A 19,501-nucleotide genomic window follows, 5' to 3' on the forward strand; every position below is an offset into this window, starting at 1 on the left:
GAATTTTTGTATCAGTATTCCTTCTGCGCACTGCAGGATAGGGCGACCAATATCGTCATTCAATTTGGGAAGTTCAAACAAATGCCAGACTTTTTGATTTTTTTATAAAGTATTTTTTAAAAAGAAAATCAAGATCATTACGGCTCCATAGCCATCGCCAGAATGTAGCCCTCGTTTACTTCAAATTTCGACAATTTAATATTCGCGATGTATTCCATCATCACTTTTTTAACCAGCTCCTGATTTGGGCGATTTGCCCGCACTGCTTCGTAGGTATCGCGTGGTCCTTCGGCAAAATCTACAATCACATCCCAGTTTTCGGGTGTTGGGATAGTTACCATACAACGCGGGCTTCCCATTTTTTTGTAGGGCCAGTAATGATAACCGATGTTGTTTCGGATCATCAGGCGGGTCCAGGCAGCAATCCACTCATCGGTATTCTCGCCGGTTTCACCCATATAGATGGGGAGATTCACTGAGTCGCGGAAATCAACAAAATCCTGAATATTTGCCTGCAAGGTATCGCACCAGTAACGGTGACAAGTGTACATTATCTTATCGTCGAATTTCGAATCGGTAAACACTGTGAAGTTACCATTCCACTGGGCACCACCCAGCAAAACAATGTGGTTAGTATCCACCTCGCGAATGGACTTAACCGCTTTCATATACAAAGGCTCCAATTGTTTGTTGAGCATCGCCTCATCTTCAGGAAAATAGGTGGCTATGGGTTCGTTCAACAGATCGTAGCCCAAAATAATTGGCTCGTTTTTATACCGATCGGCTATTTTTCGCCAGATCTCCACAAACAACTCCTGACTTTCTTCACTGACCATTAACCACGGGTAACCGTAACTGTCGTCGATGTTGGCACCGGTTTGTCCTCCGGGCGCATCATGCATATCCAGAATAATGTACAGCTCCGATTCGCGACACCACTCCACCAAACTGTCGATGCGCGCAAAACCATCCTGGTTGGAATAAAGCCCCATGTAATCTTCATCGGTAAACAGTTTATAATGAAACGGCAGGCGAATGGAATTCACACCCGTACTTTTTATGTAGCGGATATCTTCGCGGGTGATGTAATTATCTTTGAATTGTTTCCAGAATTGGTTGGTAAAATCGGGGCCCACTGCTTCACGAAACATCTCGTCGATAAGCCGTGCCGAACTTGTTTTTTGGAACTTGAACATGTAACCTTCCGGATTCAGCCAGTTGCCAAGGTTTATTCCCTGGATAAAGAATTTTTCTCCGTTGGGTGCGATCAGGTCAGGCCCGTTGATGGTAATAAATTGTGTCGCGTCAGCCTGAGGTTCTGCTTTTTGCTGCGCCGGTTGACATGAAAACAGAATGGCACTCATAAACAGCACCCAAATTGATAGATGAATTTGTTTTTGCATGGTATAGTTTAATTGGTTTGTGGTGAAAATAGTAATAATGTTGGGAAAGTGAAAAGCATTTTCAATTCTAAAATACCAAAACCAGATAAGCTATTTGCGGAAGATCTTAGCCACTAATACATTTCAGACAGATTTATGCCTTATCAGGCAGATTTTACTATTTGGCTTAGCCCAAATAGTAAACACAAAACCCAAGGCTGCGCCCACTTCGCTCGGAAAAGCTACGCGATGTCAGCTAAAATTCCTAAAACTCGTCGTCCCTCCTCAAACAGCAGTAATTTTTTTACGCTGCCACCGCTTGTTTTCCGGCTCACCGGCCGAGGCCGTTCCACTGATGCAGCTGACATTGCATCAGTGGAACGGCCTCTTTTGGTCTTCGCATGGAGTTAAAATAAAACCTTAATGAGAGCGGGAAGCTCCGAGTAAGCGAGGAGATCACCCGTCCGAATTTAGGTTTTATGAAAACGGAGAGTGAAGACTAAAAGCAGCCTTGAACTTTCTGCTTCGTCTTTGCTTCAAGGCAAAGATGAAGGCCCCCGGCAGGGAAAATTTCTGAATTTACAGGTTTTGCAACAAGTTAAATCAATCTCATTACAGAATACTACATGCCCAGCAACAACGAATTCTAAATTCAAAGGCATAAAAAAAGGCCTCACAAATTGTGAAGCCTTAAAGAGCGAGAAACGGGACTCGAACCCGCGACCCCGACCTTGGCAAGGTCGTGCTCTACCAACTGAGCTATTCTCGCAATTTGGTACCCGGGGGGGGACTTGAACCCCCACGATCATAATGATCATTGGATTTTAAGTCCAACGTGTCTACCATTCCACCACCCGGGCATCCTTTGCATTATCGTGAATGAGCGAGAAACGGGACTCGAACCCGCGACCCCGACCTTGGCAAGGTCGTGCTCTACCAACTGAGCTATTCTCGCAAAATATTTTTCAAATACCGATATTCAACTTCTGCCAAAAAGTTGTGCTCTACCAATGCCGAAAAACTCAAATTTATAATTTGATTGATTTTAGAGCATCCTCGGCAAACGATGAAATCAAAGATTTCTGGTTTGTCGGGACTGAGCTATTCTCGCATATTTTAATGAACTTGCTTTTTCAAAAGCGATGCAAATATATTGCTATTTTTTTATCTGGCAAAAATTATTGAAGTGCATTAAGAAATTCCTGTCAATTTCTTTATCTCATTTAGCTTATTCAGGGCTTCTATTGGCGTAAGATTATTCACATCAAGCCCGGCTATTTCATCTCTAATCTGCTTTAGCACAGGGTCATCCAACTGAAAAAAGCTCAATTGCACACCTTCTCGTTTTTCGCCAATCTCCTCTAAAGGTTTACTTAAACTTTCCTTTTCTTTTCCACCTTCCAGTTTCAATAATATCTGCTCGGCACGTTGAATTACCGATTTTGGCATTCCGGCCATGCCCGCCACATGGATACCAAAACTGTGATTACTTCCGCCTCGCACCAGCTTTCGTAAGAAGATAACTTTGTTGCCCACCTCCTTTATGGAAACATTATAGTTTTTTACTCTCGGGAAAGCGCCTTCCATTTCGTTCAGCTCGTGATAATGGGTGGCAAACAGTGTTTTTGCTTTGGCGTACGCATGTTCGTGCAGATGCTCCACAATCGACCAGGCGATGGAAATACCATCGTAAGTTGATGTTCCGCGCCCCAGCTCATCGAAAAGGATCAGGCTGCGATCGGAAACATTATTCAGGATGCTGGCCGCTTCGTTCATTTCCACCATAAAAGTTGACTCGCCCAGCGAAATATTATCCGAGGCTCCAACACGAGTGAAAATTTTATCCACAAAACCGATTTTCGCTACTTCGGCAGGGACGAACGATCCCATTTGCGCCATCAGTACAATTAATGCTGTTTGACGCAACAGTGCCGATTTACCGGCCATGTTTGGCCCGGTGATGATAATGATTTGCTGATCTTCCTGATCGAGTTTAACGTCGTTTGCAATGTACGACTCACCAATTGGCAACTGGTGTTCGATAACAGGATGCCGCCCCTCTTTGATCTCGATTGAAGTGGCATCGTTCACCTCCGGACGGAAATATTTATAAGCTGTTGCACACGTGGCGTACGACAAGAGACAATCGATTTGCGCCAGAATGTGCGAGTTTAGCTGAATAGCCGAAATGTATTCCGACAGCTCAAAAATCAGCTCGCCAAACAATTTACCTTCCAGCGCCTGAATTTTCTCCTCAGCACCAAGTATTTTTTGCTCGTATTCTTTTAGCTCCTCTGTAATGTAACGCTCGGCGCTTACCAGTGTTTGTTTACGAATCCAATCGGTGGGCACTTTATCTTTATGCGTATTCCGCACTTCGATGTAGTAACCAAAAACATTGTTAAAGCTGATCTTTAGCGATGGAATTCCGTGTTTCTCGCTTTCGCGTTTTTGAATTTGCGCCAGGTAATCTTTTCCCGAGTAAGCGATCTTTCGTAAATCATCCAACTCCTCCGAGATACCTTCGGCAATCACTTTTCCTTTATTGACGGCTGTTGGCGGATCGGCAACAATCCGCTTTTCAATTCGCGCTCTAATTAAATCGCAAGGATTTAACTGCTCGGCAAAACGGTTTAAGGCCGTATTGTCAACACCGGCACACGCAGCTTTTATCGGCACAATTGCCGCCAGCGCATTTTTCACCTGCACTACTTCGCGCGGATTGATGCGGCCGACCGCAACTTTTGAGATCAGTCGTTCCAAATCGCCCATCTGGCGAAGATGTTCTTCCAGGTTTTCTTTTGTATCCGGATCTTTCAGAAACAGCTCCACCACTTCCAGCCGCTCGTTTATCGGATCGATATCTTTTAAAGGCAGCGCCATCCAGCGTTTCAGCAGGCGCGATCCCATTGGCGTAATGGTTTTATCGATCACGTTGATGAGCGCTTTTCCACTTTCGTGAAGCGGTGCAAACAACTCGAGGTTACGAATGGTAAACCGGTCGAGCCATACATAGTGTTCTTCCTCAATCCGGCTCAATCCCGAAATATGACTTAGTTTCTGATGTTGTGTAATATCAAGGTAATGCAAAATCGCTCCGGCGGCAATAATGCCCAACTGCATGCTGTGCACACCAAATCCTTTTAACGAAGTGGTTTCGAAATGCCGCTTCAGGCGGTCGTTTGCCGCATCGTTGGTATACACCCAGTCTTCCAGATTGAAGGTGTAAAATTTGGTCCCGAACAGATCGTTGAACTCCTTCCCTCTTCCGCGTTGAAACAACACTTCTTTGGGCTGAAACGAATTCAATAATTTGTCGATATATTCAAAACTCCCTTCGGCCGCCAGAAACTCACCGGTTGAGATATCAAGAAAGGCAATACCTGCCCGCTTTTTATCAAAATGGACCGATGCGAGGAAGTTATTCTCGCGGTTTTCAAGGATATTATCGTTGATGGAAACACCGGGAGTTACCAGTTCGGTAATACCGCGTTTCACAATCTTCTTCGTCATTTTCGGATCTTCCAGCTGTTCGCAAATCGCAACCCGCTGTCCGGCCCGTACCAGTTTGGGTAAATAGGTATCCAACGCATGATGCGGGAAGCCTGCCAACTCCACATAACTGGCGGAACCATTTGCCCGGCGCGTTAATGTTATCCCCAGAATTTCCGCCGCCTTTATGGCATCCTCTCCAAATGTTTCATAAAAATCGCCCACACGAAAAAGCAACACTGCATCAGGATGTTTATCCTTGATGGTATAATATTGCTTCATCAGCGGAGTTTCTACATATTTCTTATCATTTTTTGCCATCGTTGAGCAAAGATAACTGTTTCAAAGCATGGAAGAAATCCATGACAAATTTGTTCATCCAAACTTTTCAACAATCGCGATGAATAGTTATTTGCGTGCGGCTTTTAAAGACTTCAGAATTAGCAGAGAATGTGCCAGTGCGCGGATAAAAAATGTTGCTGCCATAATAAAAAACACCGGATGAAATTTTTGCGGAATAAAAGGCGATGAAACAAAAAATATGATCATCCACACCGCAAAAACCAGGTGATAATAACGCACTGCCGAACGCCACTTTTTTCGTAAGTAAACAATTGCAAACAGCAAACTCAGCGGCACCAACCACATAAGGTTGTAATTCGGGCTCATTGCCGGATGTTCGGAATAAATGGTAAACCAGGTAAGCAATAAACCACCCAATCCGTTTATACCGTAAAGCACAATATCAAGCGCGGGCTTCATTTTTTTGTTCTTAAACTGTTTCCAGGTGAAATAGCCTACCACCAGCAACAACAACGAAAATACCACCAGCGGCCCCCAAAGCCATGTCAATCCTTGTTTTTGTTCAGGTGCCTGGTAAAGTACCTGAACCGGTTGCGCAATCTCCTGCCCGTTATCATTTCTTTTTGCCGTTGCAAAATGCTGCATCACATAATCAGGCAAAAACATTTCTTCTTCGAGCGTTGCCTCCCGATCGGATTCAGCAGCCACCAAAAAATCGATACCAAAATTCAGCCACCTTATTTTGTGGTGATAATCTTTTATCAGCGTTCGCAGGGTTTTATGGCTGGCACTGTCGGTATATGTTATGCCTCCATTTACGTTATCGGCAATTACATCGCGTACCCGCGTGGCACAGTTATCAAAGAAAAAATTATAGCGGTACACCCGGTTTTCGGGCTGGGCATTCCACACCAAAAAATCAACAACCGCTTGTTTTTCCTGCGCTGTGAGGTTGAGTTCCTGTTCAAAAACGCTGCGTTTATCTTGTCGGTATTCATTCAGAAAAACATCAAAACGATAAGCGCCAAGCAGGTAATCGGTTTGCCCGGCACAAAAACGATACAGAAAATTGGGGCTGCTAAAATCGAATATTCCGTAATTAAAAGCCACGTCGTAATTCAGCTGCGGATCTTTTACCCGAATGGCCGAATGACCATAAACCGAATACATTTCGTTTCCCGGACTGCAGGTAATGATGCTAACTGTTGCATTGGGAGACAATTGAAATGCCAGCCCATCGAATGCGAGGGCCACAAAAACTACAATTAAAAGCCGCTTCAAGAGATTCATGGAAATTTTCTGCCTTATTTAATTTTCAATAAAGGAACAAAAAAGCTCATTTCCGGCATAAATAAAATACAATATTTTAATTTAGACTTGTTCCAGATTAGAAAAATCAATTCTTTTTTCCAATCTTTGCATTGAATTATTTACAGGATGGGCGTGAAGCTCAGTGCAATAAATGCGCAAGCCACGCATCAGACAGAAAGCAGAGAGGATTATATGAGTTGTAATGGATGTTCGTTCAATAATTCAACAAGTAGCATAACACAAGGATACGACTGGCTGAGTGATTTGCCAGACACCACCGATAAATCAGATATTGTTGAAGTTAAGTTTAAGTCAACCCGCAAAGAATACTATAAAAATGTTGAAAATCTTCCGCTAAAACGTGGAGACCGTATAGTAGTTGCCTCCTCGCCAGGGCACGATGTTGGCGAAGTAACCCTAACCGGTTACCTGGCCGAAAAACAATTTAAGCTGCGGATAAAAAACCCGTCGCGTTATGACCTGAATGTGGTTTACCGCAAAGCTTCCGATGCCGATATTCAGAAACTAAACGAGGCACGCAGCCGCGAAAAAGCCACCATGATACGTGCACGCCAGGCAGCACAGGAACTTGGGCTGGACATGAAAATTGGCGATGTTGAGTTCAGAGGCGACAACAAAAAAGCAATTTTTTACTACTTAGCCGAAGGCCGTGTTGATTTCAGGGAGCTGATTAAAGTATATGCCCGCGAATTCCGCATTAAAGTAGAAATGAAACAAATTGGTGCCCGTCAGGAAGCCGGTTTGATTGGAGGAATTGGCTCATGCGGTCGAGAATTGTGTTGCTCGAGCTGGCGAACCGATTTTTCAAGTATTTCGTCGGAAGCGGCATTGAAACAAGGTTTGTCGCCATCGGCGCAAAAAATGGCCGGTGCCTGCGGAAAACTAAAGTGCTGTTTGCTTTACGAACTTGACGCTTACATTGAGGCAGGAAATGAATTCCCGCGCGAACTACTCGACCTTGAACTGGCATCGGGAATTGCCAAACCTTTTAAAACCGATTACCTGAAGAAAGAGATCTGGTACGGGTTGCAAGGAAGTATGGGAACTACTTTTAACCTGTCGTTAAAACAGGTGCGCGATATCATTCAGAAAAACAAACGGGGCATAAAACCCGAAGTCCAGACCTTCAACGCTCTGCCAAAAGAGCAAAATAGTATGGAAGTTACCCTTGACGAAAGCCTGGATCGTTTCGATGATAAAAAGCCTGCGCGTAACAAAAACCGACGCAACAACAGGGGAACCAACAAAAAGGGAGGCCGGAATTTCGAAAATAAGAGCAATACTGCGCAAAACAAACAAACCGCTTCGGAAGGTGGCGACAAAAACAAAAGGCCAAACAAACGAAGAAATAACAATCCGAACAGAAAACGGAAACAGGGATTTCAGGCTAAAAAGGCACAACCTGCATCGGGGAATAATAATTCCAACTAAGGAATTGAGTTGATAAAATTTCAAGTTCTCAATATTAGTAACCGAGCATAAGAAATCAGTTTTATGCCTTATCAGGCGGATTCTACTCTTTGGCTTAGCCCAAAGAGTAGACACAAAACCCAAGGCTGCGCCCGCTTCTCTCGGAAAAGCTACGCGATGCCGTCTAAAATTCCTGAAACGCCCCCCCGAAACTTCGGGGCTCCTCAAACATCAGTAATTTTTTAACGCCGTCACCGCTTGTTTTCCGTCCGCCAGCTGGCGGACGAGGCCCAGCTTCATTGCAGCTTACAATACAACAGTGAAACGGCCTCTTTTGGCCTTTACGCCATGCGGACTCCTTCTAATGATATATGGAAAGACAGCGACAAACTACTTTTTTCGAATAACAGTCATACCATCACGCAGTGGTAGAATGACCTTTTCCACGCGGTCATCGTTTTTAACCAGCTTGTTGAATTCAAAAATACCAATGGTCTGCGTATCATCGAAACGGGGTTTATCCAGCACTTTTCCGCTCCACAGCGTGTTGTCGGCAATGATGTAGCCACCCGGCTGCATTTTATCGATTAGCAGCTGGTAGTACTGCACATACTCGCGTTTATCGGCATCGATAAAAACCAGGTCGAACGATTGGTCGAGCGAAGGGATCAGTTCTGTAGCAGCCCCTATTTTTTGTTCGATTAAATGCGCCACACCGGCTTTTTCGAAATATTTAGCGGCCAGCGTCTCCAGTTCATCGTCAACCTCAATGGTAACCAGCTTGCCATCTTCGGGCAAACCTTTCGCCAGGCAAATAGCCGAATAACCGGTAAAGGTTCCCAGCTCAAGAATGGTTTTCGGGCGGATCATTTTTGCCAGCATAGTGAGTACCTGTCCCTGCAAATGCCCCGAAATCATGCGGGCACCCAGCACTTTCAGGTTCGTTTCTCGATCCAGTTCAGTTAACACCGGATCTTCTTCATCGATATGATCCAAAATATATTGGTGCAATGCCTTCTGCCTGTCCATTCCCTTCTATTTATAAATCAACGTACTCATCTGGTTTTTGTCCAGTATAATGTTGGCTACTTCCTGGATATCCTCTGCACTAATCGCCTCAATTTTTTTGAAGATCACACGCAAAGGATCCACCTTATCAAACAGCATAAAACTTTTTCCGATGGTGAGCATCATATCTTCGCGGCTTTCGGTTGAAATGGCAATCTGGCCAATCAACTGCTTTTTTGCACGACTTAACTGAACGGCTCCCATTTTTTTGTCGCGCAGCAAATCAAACTCTTTATGCACCAGCGCCACCGCTTTGTTCAGGTTTTCTTTGTCGGTACCGAAATACACGTTAAACAAACCGGTATCGGAATACGCCGTGTAGGCCGACTCCACATTGTACGCCATTCCGCGACGTTCGCGCATGGCCAGGTTTAGGCGCGAGTTTAGCGCCTGTCCGCCCAGTACATTGTTCAGTAGAACCATGGCAATACGCTTCGGGTTTTTAAAATCGAAAGCCAAATTACCCATCACGCAGTGCGCCTGAAAAGTATCTTTTACTACCGTTTTTGATTGCGGCTGGTAATTCACAAACTGCTCTCTTTTCAACTGTCGCAAACTTTGCTCCACCTCGCCAAAATACTTCTCCAGCATTTTTAGCAAAGCCGTAAAATCAATATTCCCCACCGAACTGATCACCATTTGATCGGTATGGTAGTTATTGGCAATAAAGCGGAAAATCATATCGCGGTTAAAAGAACGCAGCTTTTCTTTTGTTCCCAGAATATTGCGGGCGATGGGATGGCCATCAAAAACCTGCTCCTCAAACTCATCGAAGATCAATTCGGAAGGTGAATCGTAGTACGAATTTATTTCCTCTACCACCACCTCTTTTTCGAGGTTGAGTTCTTTCTCGGGGTAAGTGCTGTTAAAAAGAATATCGCTCAGCAATTCGGCCGTGCGCTCGTAATGCTCGCTTAAAAAAGTAGCATACAGCACGGTTTCTTCTTTTGTGGTATAGGCATTCAGCTCGCCGCCAACACCCTCGATACGGCTCAACACATGAAACGACTTGCGCTTGTTTGTGCCCTTAAAAACCGAGTGCTCGATAAAGTGTGCCAGCCCATGTTCATCCTCCATTTCGTCGCGCGATCCGGTATTTATTAAAACCCCCAGATGCCCCACCGGCGAATCGGTTTGCTGATGAATTATTCGAATGCCGTTATGTAATGTATGTATCAGATAATCAGTATCAACCATTGTCTTTTAAACTAATCGTGCAAAAGTATAAAAAGTATTGGATTGCAAGCTCATACCGTATACAAAACGCATGAAAGGTTTCTATGTAAAATCGAAAACATCGATGATCGCCAAAATTTACGAAATGGCTAGTCTGGAATTTGTAGCGCCACACTAACCCGAAAAAAGAGGTGGAACTATCTCTCTTTGGGAGTTTAAGGGCTCAAGTAATTCTATTTCAAATAAAAACGTATAAATAAAGCCCAATCCTATACAAATACGACTAATTCCCTGAGCTGAAAAATTCAATTTTTTTTCACTTTTTTTTGTGTTGAACTTTGTGATTTTAAAAAAATGTATACTTTTGCAACACCAAAATAAAGGGGGTGCTACTTAAAGCCCAACTTTAGAAAGGTGCCATAGCTCAGTTGGTAGAGCAACGGACTGAAAATCCGTGTGTCCCTGGTTCGATTCCAGGTGGCACCACAAAAGGGAAAAACTAAGTTTTTCCCTTTTGTTTTTTATATGTACTTTGTAATGCGATTGTAAATTCAATGCTTCCCATTTGCACACCAATTCCATCCCCAGGTTACGGAAGGTGCCAACGGAGTTTAATTTAAACCAACAGGCAATAAAATCTGGAATACGCTTCCTTTGTTTTCTTCGCTGTTAACACGAATATCTCCCTGGTGCATACCTATCAGTTCCTTACAAATAATCAGCCCCAGCCCGGTTCCGGTTTCGTTGTTCGTGCCGGGCGTACTGCTCGACCCTTCAATGCAAAAAAGTTTTTCACACATCTCGTTGCTAATGCCCACACCGTTATCCACTATCTGAATGGATACATGTTCAGGCCGGCGCTCGCTGATGATTTTTACCTCCTCGCCTTTTTCGCTGTATTTTATGGCGTTCGAAACCATGTTTACAATCACAGTTCTTATCATATTAAGGTCGGCTACAATTTTTAATTCGGGCTGCACCGACACCTTTAGCTTTATGTCTTTACTTTGGGCCTGAATAAAAAGCATATCGGCAGCTTCCTGCACTAAATGATCGAGACGAAACTCGGTGGGCCGGTATTCAATTCGTTTGGATTGAATGCGCGACCATTCGAGCAGGTTCGTTAAATAATCGTACGACTGCAACAATCCTCTGTTTATGTAGTGCGAAAACTGTTTAATCATACTGTTATCGCTCCGTTTTACTTCCTCCTCGAGTAAATCGCTAAAGCCAATCAACGAATTGAAAGGATTTTTCAGGTCGTGTGCAACTATCGAAAAGAACTTATCTTTTGTGGCATTCAGCATTTGCAGTTCTTCGTTTTGCCTCATTATTTTCTCCTGGTTTTTTACATTCCACATGTGCAGGCCAATAATATCGGCAATGGTATACAACAAACCAATAAAGGCACGATCCCAGATTCGTTTCTCGTACACATCATCAAATCCGATAAACCCAACCCATTCGTTGCCCGAATAAATAGGAATTACCAGTATCGATTGAATGCCCTGGTTTTTCAGAACCTCTTTTTCAACTGGAGGGAAATCTTCAACCAGGCCTTTAATTATCTGTTTCTGTTTGAAATTTTCGACCCAGCGGGATATTACGGGTTCGCTAACCGGAATGTGCTGCAATGCAGGATTATCGATTTCGGGTTTCACACCTTTTGCACAAACTTCGTAGGTTTGACTTATAAATCCCCCGTCGGCTGAAAGTTCGAAAATATAAATGCGCGACACTTTCGATGCATTCAGCACAATACCCAATCCTCGTTTTATGCCGTTATTGCCATGGGTTAAAATCGCCTGCGAAAATTCGGCAATGGCATTTTCAAAACGCAACTTCGCCTTTAACAGATCTTCTGATAACTTAATCTTTTTAATAAAGAAAATAAGCGCCAATGTAAACACCAACAGCGAGCCGAGGTACACCAGAAAATCGATAACACTGTTGAGGGTGAATACCGAATCACTGAAAAAGAACTCGACAATATTAAGGGCAATATAAAGCCCGGCAACGGACAATACTGAATAAAACCGCCAACCCCGGATTTCAACAAAAAGCAAAAAATACAGCGATACGGGCAGAATGATGGTAAACTGGAAGTAACCACCGAATTTCATTACAAACGTTCCGAGGTAAATGGCCGACAAAAAAATGCCCAGCAGCACTGTTTTGGCCAAATCATGATGTTTTTTATGATTCAGAAACAGCGGCAGCAGAAATAAAAACAGGTACAGAATATTAAAGTAGAATTCGCCCGGCGAGTAAATAAAATCGAGAATGGAAACCGTTAGCAACACGCCAACCGAAAAAAAGCTGATCATGTTTACCAGCGCAATTGCACTCTTTTCAACAATTAAATACGTTTCAGCAGTGCCCAAATAGGCAATCGATTTGAGTAAGGTTTTTAGATTAGTCATAGCGGTACAAGTTAGTTCTCGCGTGCAATAAAGGTATTTGACAAATAAACTTCCGGTGAGACTGAAATTTTATTGTTTTACCAATGCACAAAAATTAGTCTTTTTTTGAACTATAAACACACAAATGCACTTTTGGTTGTATGCGCTTGTACCAGATTAAACTTTTGCTTGTTTATTGGTAAAAACCGACTGTTGTTTCAGCCATGAAAACACAAACAGCAACTCCCTGACGGCCTGAATTCTTACTCATCCTAATTATTTAAATTCCGTACCTCTGCCAATGAATGAATCTTTCATTTCAGCTCTAACGAATAGCGCACCAAATACATCCTGAAACATCTGGAGAACGCGGGTGGCATTTTCAGTTAATGCCCGGGTTGTATTTCAACAGGAATATCGCTCATTACCCGGTGGATATGGAATAGTGACTGAATGATCGGATCGGCTTCAACCACCAACATTCCCATATTTTCGATTGTATCCTTAACATCTTCGGGATAAATGGCTGCAGTGGCCAAAAGCCGGGCTTGTACTTTTGCCGAATGCGACCCGGTAATCCGGCTAAATTCTTTTTCGATACACCGGATGAATTTTGTCGGTGTTGGATTTAGCAACGTAGCAAATTTATTATCGGAAGCAAAGGTGACCTTGATATTTTCGAAGGCTAAATTCTTATAGTGTTTATCATCTACCGAGACGATAATATCTAAATTAAATTCGTCTCCTTTTCCAATCGGACTACCATCCTCTTTCCAGGCCTTATAGGCAATTTTTAATTTACTGCTCAGCTCCTCATCTATATCATCAATCAATGCCTGTATGCGGTTTGCATGGGCCATCGGTTTAAGTTTTCCGGGAACCGGGATATGAACTATTCGCTCGCGATTTTTTATGTTACTTGTTGGATTCATAGCTTTTGATTTAATGTTATAACTTCAAAATATACGGTCGTAAAAAATGATCACTGCGTTACGCAGCAGGCTTTGTTTTATACGCATTGAGGGGCGTTCTGTTACAAGAGGAAGACGGGCAGCTGACATCAGTATGACGCAATCTCACCGTTCTTGCTGTGCAAGCCACCAACAAAAAATAATAAGGTTGGCTGGAATTGATAAATACAGGCTACTAAGGTTCCCCAATTCGATAAGGTTTATAATTTCTTCGCGTGAAAACCTTATTTTCAAAATTAACCTTAGTGGCAACCCACACACAACATTGCAAAACCTTATTAAGCTTATTCCCAGCGGGTAAGTCCCGAAGCTTCGGAACACTGCAGGGATAACTAAGCACTTCCCTGTTCTATTTTCTGATGATGACAAACCAAAACATTCTGTTTGTTGCCGTGCCAGTTATGAAATCCGTTTCCCTGGCAATCCTTGTACTCGCGGCACGATTTACATTGCCCGGTTTTTGTCCAGTTACGATTTCGGAAAGGTTGAAATTTGTTCTGCCACACTTCGTAAAAATTGTCGGTATAAATATTTCCCTGCGCAAAGCTTCTATCTATATTTGGGCAAGCCGAAATGGAGCCGTCGATTAAAACCGAGCCAATATTTATACCTGCGCGGCAAAAGAAAGAACTATCGCGCACCAGCGATTCGTATTTGCCCACGTACCCCTCGCAACTGAATTTCACATCGATGTTTTTTGTCTTTCGTTGTTCAGCAATAAAATCCATCAGCTCAACAAACTGCTTATTGGTTAATTGCAAGTCGGGATTGTTTGCCGCACGGCCAATCGGAATAATGGTAAATAAACGCCAGGCTTTGACGTTTTTCAAAATTAGCAAGTCTTTAATTTGCCCCAGTTCCTTTATATTTTTCTGATTTACACAGGTAACCACATCAAAGTTTAAACGCATGGACGAAGCTGCCAACTCAATGGCATTTAGCACTTTCTCAAAGCTGTTTTTGTTATTTCGCATCCAGTTATGCGAGGCTTCTAACCCGTCGAGACTAATCGTTAATGCGCCCATTCCGGCATTTAGTAAGGAATAATGCCTTTGCTGACTATACAGTTGCCCGTTTGATACCATCGACCACCGAAATCCTCTCCTCCTCAATTCTGTTCCACACTGTTCCAAATCGTTTCGCAACAGGGGTTCTCCTCCGGTAAACACAACGGTAAAATTTGGGGCTTTATCTTCAATAATGTCAATTGCCTTCAGAAAATCATTGAGCGGCATATCCTTAAAAGCACTGTCTTTTGCACAATCGCTTCCGCAGTGAATACAATTTAAATTACACCGGGTGGTAAACTCCCAAAACAAATAATTTAGTTCGTGCGCACGGGTCTCTATCTTTTTAAATTGCCTGAAAGCATATTTTTTAAGCGAAATCATAGTTTGTCCTTCAACGCGATTTCCAGGTACACCGATTCGCTTATATCCTCAACCGTTTTGAACAAATCCCGAAAAGCTCCATTTTCGTCCCCATCAATATCCTCAAATCCAATTAGTACATTTTCTTCTTTTTCCGAGTAGAACGAGAATTTCCCTTCATCATCAGTTGTTACGTAATAACTGTTATCACCGGCAACCGATACTTTAATCCCCTTTATCGGCAATCCGGTTGTTTCTGAAGTTACCTGTCCTTCAACCAGTCTATCGTATCCGAAATCCTGCGGGGTACCATAACACGCCTGAAAGATGAACATCGCTGATGTAAAACTGAGGCCTTTTAATACATTTCTGATTCGATTGTTTTTCATTTTGTGCTTTTTGTCGAAATTTTTAATGGGCAACTGCTTTATTGCAATAAGAAGAACTTCATTATTTCTGCCTGCAACGGCAAAGGTTTAACTTTTGGTGCTATAAATTTAAACATCTTATGTTAATATCAATAGGTATTTCCCGGAATTCAGCGTCTACTTATTCAGAAAGTATTCATTTAAATCAGAAATCCTGCTATTTTTAGGTTTAACTACAATCAACTTAACCATGACAACTAAAACCTGTATTTACCGTATTGGCATCGCCACACTTCTATTCGTTTTTGTATTGAATTGCAAGGCACAAACCAGTGTTTCGCTGCGTTCGCAATGGCTCGATCCCACCAATTTATTTACCGAAGAAAAACCAACGGGCGAGTTTAGTACTGAGTTTTCGGTTGGCGGCCCCTGGAGCCTGTATTTTTACTACGCCCACGATTTAAAAAACCTGACTCCGATTTATTTAATTGGCGGAGTGAACCACACGCACGAATCGATAAAAGCCGACAGCCTGATTTTTGCGCGACAGGAAGCGCGAATAATACCCAATCGGTCGCGGGTAATTTTTGTCAGTTACCAGTACAGCGAAACGGTTGACAACCTATCGTGGATTCAGCCGGTTATTACCTGGAACTGGAACTTTCTCCGGAACCCCTCAAATTCGGTCCATACCTTTACTGCTGAGGTTTCACCATGGATGTCGATACAACGCGGAGACCGCTACCAGGACGGCGGCTTTATCAACGCGCAGTACAACTATACCAAACACCTCGATAAATGGATACTTTCGGGCAACCTAAAAACCATTGCTGTTAAAGTGGTAGAAAAAGAGTGGGATGCTTTTGTTTTAGGCGAAGTTCTTGATCTTTCAGCAGAATTTGTCCCCCTGAAAACAACGCTTGATATCGTTCTCAACCGGCCACTTATTACCGACGAAGCCGATGACCTGGGATTTACCATCGGAATAGTTAAAGAGTTTTGATTTTAAGTTGAAATAGTTTTAAAAATGTTTCCCGATAATCTTTAAAAGGTCGGCTTTACGAATGGGTTTGCTCACGTAATCGTTAAAATCGTTTCCGTTTGATGCTGCCTTCTGCGTTTCGGGGGCAAAGGCCGATAAGGCAAATATTTTTATCTCCTTATCCAATTCCCTTATATTTTTTACAGCCTCGTAGCCATCCATTTCGGGCATCTTTAAATCCATTAAAATTAAATCGATATCAGAATGTTCTTTATGCATATTTATGGCTTCTACTCCCGTTGAAGCAATAAGTAGTTCTTCGGCAATATCGTTTAACATATACGAAAACAATTTCTGATTAATCTGGTCGTCTTCAGCCAGTAGAATTCTTAGTTTTTTTATGGCAGGTCCACTGCCCGGGTTATTCGTTTCCATAGGGTCATTAGTTTTTGTGAATAGCTAACAAAGCACAGTAAAGACAGTATTGTGCCGGGCAAAGAATCCACAATTTAATTCGTCCTTATTTTATCTTTTTTTGTATAACACATTAAATATAGAGCTTTCATTTCGATTCGCGAAATAAGCGGGTTGCTCATTTTGTTTATTTTTGACAAGAAATAAAAAATTAGAAGTATGAAGATCGTTGTTTTGGATGGCTATGCACTAAATCCCGGAGACTTAAGCTGGGAGAAAATGAAAACATTGGGAGAATTAACCGTTTACGACCGCACCGCTCCGGAGCAAACCCTCGAGCGGGCTGCAGATGCTGAAATTGTTTACACCAACAAAGTTATCCTTAACCGCGAAATTATTGGCAAGCTGCCCCGGTTAAAGTTTATTGGGGTACTGGCAACAGGTTATAATGTGGTTGATACAGCTGCCGCAAACGACGCAGGAATTACCGTTTGCAATATTCCGGCGTACAGCACGCAGTCGGTGGCGCAATTGGTTTTTGCCCACATTTTGCATTTTACGAACAACGTGGCCCTGCACGCCAAATCGGTTGGCAATGGCGAATGGGCTTCAAGTAAGGACTTTGCCTACTGGCTGTCGCCGCAAAGCGAGCTGGCCGGGAAAACACTTGGCATTATTGGTTTTGGGCAGATTGGACAAGCCGTTGCCCGCATAGCACAGGCTTTTGGAATGAAGGTTATTTTTAACAACCGCAGCAAAAAAACTACCGATCTGGATGCGCATCAGGTAGATCTTGACACCTTACTTGAAACCAGCGATTTTATTAGCATCAACTGCCCGCTTACCAGCGAGAACCAGGGATTCATAAACAAAACAAGCATTGCAAAAATGAAACCAACGGCTTTTCTGATAAACACCGGCCGCGGACCACTAATAAATGAACAGGATCTGGCCGATGCGCTAAACACGGGAAAGATTGCCGGTGCCGGCCTTGATGTATTGTCGGTGGAACCTGCCTTACCCGAAAATCCCTTACCCAAAGCAAAGAATTGTTTTATTACGCCACACATTGCCTGGGCAACGCTTGAGGCCCGCCAACGGTTAATGCAGATTGCAGTTGATAATCTAAAGGCGTTTATTGACGGGCAACCAATTAATGTGGTCACCTAAAATTTACTTTATAACAATACAGTTAACCTGACACTAAGATTCTTCACTTGGCAATCAGTATTATAATCTACCGGACAAATAAAAGCTGTCAACAATAAGAAATAGTATTCGCTCTATCGAGCAGATTTTACTATTTGGCTTAGCCCAAATAGTAAACACAAACCCCTAGGCTGCGCCCACTTCGCTCGGAAAAGCTACGCGATGCCGGCTAAAATTCCTGAAACTCGTCGTACCTCCTCAAACATCAGTAATTATATTACGCCGTCATCACTTGTTTTCCGGCTCACCGGCCGAGGCCAGGCTTCGATGCAGCTGACATTGCATCAGTGGAACGGCCTCTTTTGGTCTTCGCATGGAGTTAAAATAAAACCTTAATGAGAGCGGGAAGCTCCGAGTGAGCGAGGAGATCACCCGTCCGAATTTAGGTTTTATGAAAACGGAGAGTGAAGATCAAAAGCAGCCTTGACTTTTTTACTTCGTTTTTGTTTCAAAACAAAAATGAAGGCCTCCGGTAGGAATTGTAATAAAGATTTCTTCAAACCTAATAGCCATATCATTGACTCAAATCTAATCTATAAAAATCAATCTTATTTTCTTATTCGACAGACTTTGTACAAAACTGAACGAATGTATTTGGCTAAGATGTTTAATAATCGTTAAGAATATATAAAGCCCGTCCGGGGCACGAAACCTTTTCCACCCCTCGTGCGTTTTATCAGCACACGAAAAGGGTAATTGTGTTGCTTAAAATACTACATATCGTATTGCTGGCATCGGTGAAGTATATTGTTACTCTTCCTTATGCCATGATTATCGGACTTGATTACAAGTACGCGCTGCTGGCTGTACTTACCGGGGGCATCGGCGGATTTCTGTTTTTTTACTACATCAGCAAACCCTTAAACCGCGAATTAATGCGTTTATGGCCATGTTTCTGCAAAGCTATTCCGAATTCAATGCGGGGGCGTTACCGTAACTGGTGCATCAACAGAATGAAGAAAAAGCCCAAAAGAATATTTACCCGCCGAAACCGTTTTATTTCCCGAATGAGATCGAACTACGGATTTTGGGGTATTATAATTGCCACCCCCGTACTTTTGACCATCCCCATTGGTGCCTTTCTGGCCAATAAATATTATGCCCAACGACGGCACACGGTTTTGTATATGATTTTATCGATAATTGGCTGGGCGGGCGTGTTGTCGGGACTAGTGCATCTTTTCCCCGGCGTATTTCTTTAAACGATAGCGGTTCTCCGGCATCTGAATCAACACCTTATCGGCCTCGGCCAGTTCAAGCTCATCCAATTCGTCAATCGTCACCCATTTTACAGCGTTATGATCGTTCAATTTTAGATTACCTGAAACCCACTCACAAATAAAGGGAATCAAACGAATGACTTTAATTTTATAATCGTATTCTACCGGAGTTAGTGCTACCTGAACTTCCACTGTCAGATTTAATTCTTCGACTATTTCGCGAACGATACACTCTTTTTCAGCTTCGTCGGATTTTACTTTTCCACCGGGAAATTCCCACTGAAAAGGATGATCGGAACTTTCGTTATTTTGAGCAACAAGGATTTTCCCCTGATGGATTATTATGGCGCAGGTAACTTGAATCATTCGGTAAAAATAGAAACTTGAAGAATATTTTCTATC

Annotated in this window: 15 protein-coding genes and 4 tRNA genes; 5 read left to right on the top strand and 14 right to left on the bottom strand. The window is 42.9% G+C overall.

Features of this window, described 5'->3' with window-relative positions:
- Positions 1-137: 137 nt before the first annotated feature.
- From G4420_RS03595 to G4420_RS03620, 6 genes are all read right to left on the bottom strand, one after another.
- Positions 138-1,403 carry a glycoside hydrolase family 5 protein gene (locus tag G4420_RS03595; protein WP_163322207.1) on the bottom strand — a complete coding sequence of 422 codons (1,266 nt, stop codon included), beginning with the start codon at positions 1,401-1,403 and terminating at the stop codon, positions 138-140.
- Positions 1,404-2,078: 675 nt separating this feature from the next.
- A tRNA-Gly gene (locus G4420_RS03600) sits at positions 2,079-2,151 on the bottom strand.
- 4 nt (positions 2,152-2,155) lie between these two features.
- Positions 2,156-2,242: transfer RNA gene (locus G4420_RS03605), tRNA-Leu, on the bottom strand.
- Positions 2,243-2,264: 22 nt separating this feature from the next.
- A tRNA-Gly gene (locus tag G4420_RS03610) sits at positions 2,265-2,337 on the bottom strand.
- 236 nt (positions 2,338-2,573) lie between these two features.
- Positions 2,574-5,156, bottom strand: a complete 2,583-nt coding sequence (mutS, locus tag G4420_RS03615) for a DNA mismatch repair protein MutS (RefSeq protein ID WP_246241520.1) — start codon at positions 5,154-5,156, stop codon at positions 2,574-2,576.
- Positions 5,157-5,282: 126 nt separating this feature from the next.
- Positions 5,283-6,431, bottom strand: a complete 1,149-nt coding sequence (locus G4420_RS03620; protein WP_163322209.1) for an Lnb N-terminal periplasmic domain-containing protein — start codon at positions 6,429-6,431, stop codon at positions 5,283-5,285.
- A 189-nt stretch (positions 6,432-6,620) separates the two neighbouring features.
- Between G4420_RS03620 and G4420_RS03625 the strand changes: the two genes are divergently transcribed.
- The gene (locus G4420_RS03625; protein WP_163322210.1) at positions 6,621-7,940 is read left to right on the top strand and encodes a PSP1 domain-containing protein; all 1,320 of its coding nucleotides are present in this window, start codon (positions 6,621-6,623) and stop codon (positions 7,938-7,940) included.
- Positions 7,941-8,309: 369 nt separating this feature from the next.
- On the opposite strand, the gene G4420_RS03630 is transcribed toward G4420_RS03625, so the two are convergent.
- Both G4420_RS03630 and G4420_RS03635 read right to left on the bottom strand, forming a co-directional pair.
- A complete protein-coding gene (locus G4420_RS03630) occupies positions 8,310-8,948 on the bottom strand; it encodes an O-methyltransferase (protein ID WP_163322211.1) in 639 nt (212 codons plus the stop codon).
- Between the two features lie 6 nt (positions 8,949-8,954).
- The gene (locus G4420_RS03635; protein WP_163322212.1) at positions 8,955-10,184 is read right to left on the bottom strand and encodes a M16 family metallopeptidase; all 1,230 of its coding nucleotides are present in this window, start codon (positions 10,182-10,184) and stop codon (positions 8,955-8,957) included.
- Positions 10,185-10,576: 392 nt separating this feature from the next.
- Here G4420_RS03635 and G4420_RS03640 point away from each other — a divergent pair.
- Positions 10,577-10,649: transfer RNA gene (locus tag G4420_RS03640), tRNA-Phe, on the top strand.
- Between the two features lie 125 nt (positions 10,650-10,774).
- On the opposite strand, the gene G4420_RS03645 is transcribed toward G4420_RS03640, so the two are convergent.
- The 4 genes from G4420_RS03645 to G4420_RS03660 form a co-directional block, all read right to left on the bottom strand.
- The gene (locus G4420_RS03645; protein WP_163322213.1) at positions 10,775-12,586 is read right to left on the bottom strand and encodes a GAF domain-containing sensor histidine kinase; all 1,812 of its coding nucleotides are present in this window, start codon (positions 12,584-12,586) and stop codon (positions 10,775-10,777) included.
- A gap of 365 nt (positions 12,587-12,951) precedes the next feature.
- Entirely contained in the window at positions 12,952-13,497 is a 546-nt protein-coding gene (locus G4420_RS03650; RefSeq protein ID WP_163322214.1) for a hypothetical protein, read from the bottom strand.
- 371 nt (positions 13,498-13,868) lie between these two features.
- Positions 13,869-14,927 (bottom strand): TIGR04133 family radical SAM/SPASM protein, encoded by a 1,059-nt coding sequence (locus tag G4420_RS03655; RefSeq protein WP_163322215.1) that lies wholly within the window; start codon positions 14,925-14,927, stop codon positions 13,869-13,871.
- Positions 14,924-15,295 (bottom strand): peptidase associated/transthyretin-like domain-containing protein, encoded by a 372-nt coding sequence (locus G4420_RS03660; protein WP_163322216.1) that lies wholly within the window; start codon positions 15,293-15,295, stop codon positions 14,924-14,926. The genes G4420_RS03655 and G4420_RS03660 overlap by 4 nt, the downstream gene beginning before the upstream one ends.
- A 229-nt stretch (positions 15,296-15,524) precedes the next feature.
- Here G4420_RS03660 and G4420_RS03665 point away from each other — a divergent pair, with 229 nt between their 5' ends.
- On the top strand, positions 15,525-16,277 hold the full coding sequence (locus G4420_RS03665) for a hypothetical protein (RefSeq protein ID WP_163322217.1): 753 nt from the start codon (positions 15,525-15,527) through the stop codon (positions 16,275-16,277).
- 18 nt (positions 16,278-16,295) lie between these two features.
- Here the strand turns inward: G4420_RS03665 and G4420_RS03670 are convergent, their stop codons facing one another.
- Positions 16,296-16,691 (bottom strand): response regulator, encoded by a 396-nt coding sequence (locus G4420_RS03670; protein ID WP_163322218.1) that lies wholly within the window; start codon positions 16,689-16,691, stop codon positions 16,296-16,298.
- A 198-nt stretch (positions 16,692-16,889) separates the two neighbouring features.
- Here G4420_RS03670 and G4420_RS03675 point away from each other — a divergent pair, with 198 nt between their 5' ends.
- Positions 16,890-17,840, top strand: coding sequence for a D-2-hydroxyacid dehydrogenase (locus G4420_RS03675; RefSeq protein WP_163322219.1), 951 nt, complete (start codon positions 16,890-16,892; stop codon positions 17,838-17,840).
- 737 nt (positions 17,841-18,577) lie between these two features.
- Positions 18,578-19,081 carry a hypothetical protein gene (locus tag G4420_RS03680; RefSeq protein WP_163322220.1) on the top strand — a complete coding sequence of 168 codons (504 nt, stop codon included), beginning with the start codon at positions 18,578-18,580 and terminating at the stop codon, positions 19,079-19,081.
- Here G4420_RS03680 and G4420_RS03685 read toward each other — a convergent pair.
- Positions 19,049-19,465 carry a (deoxy)nucleoside triphosphate pyrophosphohydrolase gene (locus tag G4420_RS03685; protein ID WP_163322221.1) on the bottom strand — a complete coding sequence of 139 codons (417 nt, stop codon included), beginning with the start codon at positions 19,463-19,465 and terminating at the stop codon, positions 19,049-19,051. The genes G4420_RS03680 and G4420_RS03685 overlap by 33 nt on opposite strands.
- Between the last annotated feature and the right edge of the window lie 36 nt (positions 19,466-19,501).

Origin of the sequence: Draconibacterium mangrovi, assembly GCF_010586825.1 — a bacterium.
Lineage (GTDB): Bacteria > Bacteroidota > Bacteroidia > Bacteroidales > Prolixibacteraceae > Draconibacterium > Draconibacterium mangrovi.

Bases quoted from the DNA above. Each gene is read 5' to 3' on its own strand.
- G4420_RS03595 (WP_163322207.1), bottom strand. From the start codon at position 1,403: ATGCAAAAACAAATTCATCTATCAATTTGGGTGCTGTTTATGAGTGCC.
- mutS (WP_246241520.1), bottom strand. From the start codon at position 5,156: ATGAAGCAATATTATACCATCAAGGATAAACATCCTGATGCAGTGTTG.
- G4420_RS03630 (WP_163322211.1), bottom strand. From the start codon at position 8,948: ATGGACAGGCAGAAGGCATTGCACCAATATATTTTGGATCATATCGAT.
- G4420_RS03635 (WP_163322212.1), bottom strand. From the start codon at position 10,184: ATGGTTGATACTGATTATCTGATACATACATTACATAACGGCATTCGA.
- G4420_RS03645 (WP_163322213.1), bottom strand. From the start codon at position 12,586: ATGACTAATCTAAAAACCTTACTCAAATCGATTGCCTATTTGGGCACT.
- G4420_RS03650 (WP_163322214.1), bottom strand. From the start codon at position 13,497: ATGAATCCAACAAGTAACATAAAAAATCGCGAGCGAATAGTTCATATC.
- G4420_RS03655 (WP_163322215.1), bottom strand. From the start codon at position 14,927: ATGATTTCGCTTAAAAAATATGCTTTCAGGCAATTTAAAAAGATAGAG.
- G4420_RS03660 (WP_163322216.1), bottom strand. From the start codon at position 15,295: ATGAAAAACAATCGAATCAGAAATGTATTAAAAGGCCTCAGTTTTACA.
- G4420_RS03665 (WP_163322217.1), top strand. From the start codon at position 15,525: ATGACAACTAAAACCTGTATTTACCGTATTGGCATCGCCACACTTCTA.
- G4420_RS03670 (WP_163322218.1), bottom strand. From the start codon at position 16,691: ATGGAAACGAATAACCCGGGCAGTGGACCTGCCATAAAAAAACTAAGA.
- G4420_RS03675 (WP_163322219.1), top strand. From the start codon at position 16,890: ATGAAGATCGTTGTTTTGGATGGCTATGCACTAAATCCCGGAGACTTA.
- G4420_RS03685 (WP_163322221.1), bottom strand. From the start codon at position 19,465: ATGATTCAAGTTACCTGCGCCATAATAATCCATCAGGGGAAAATCCTT.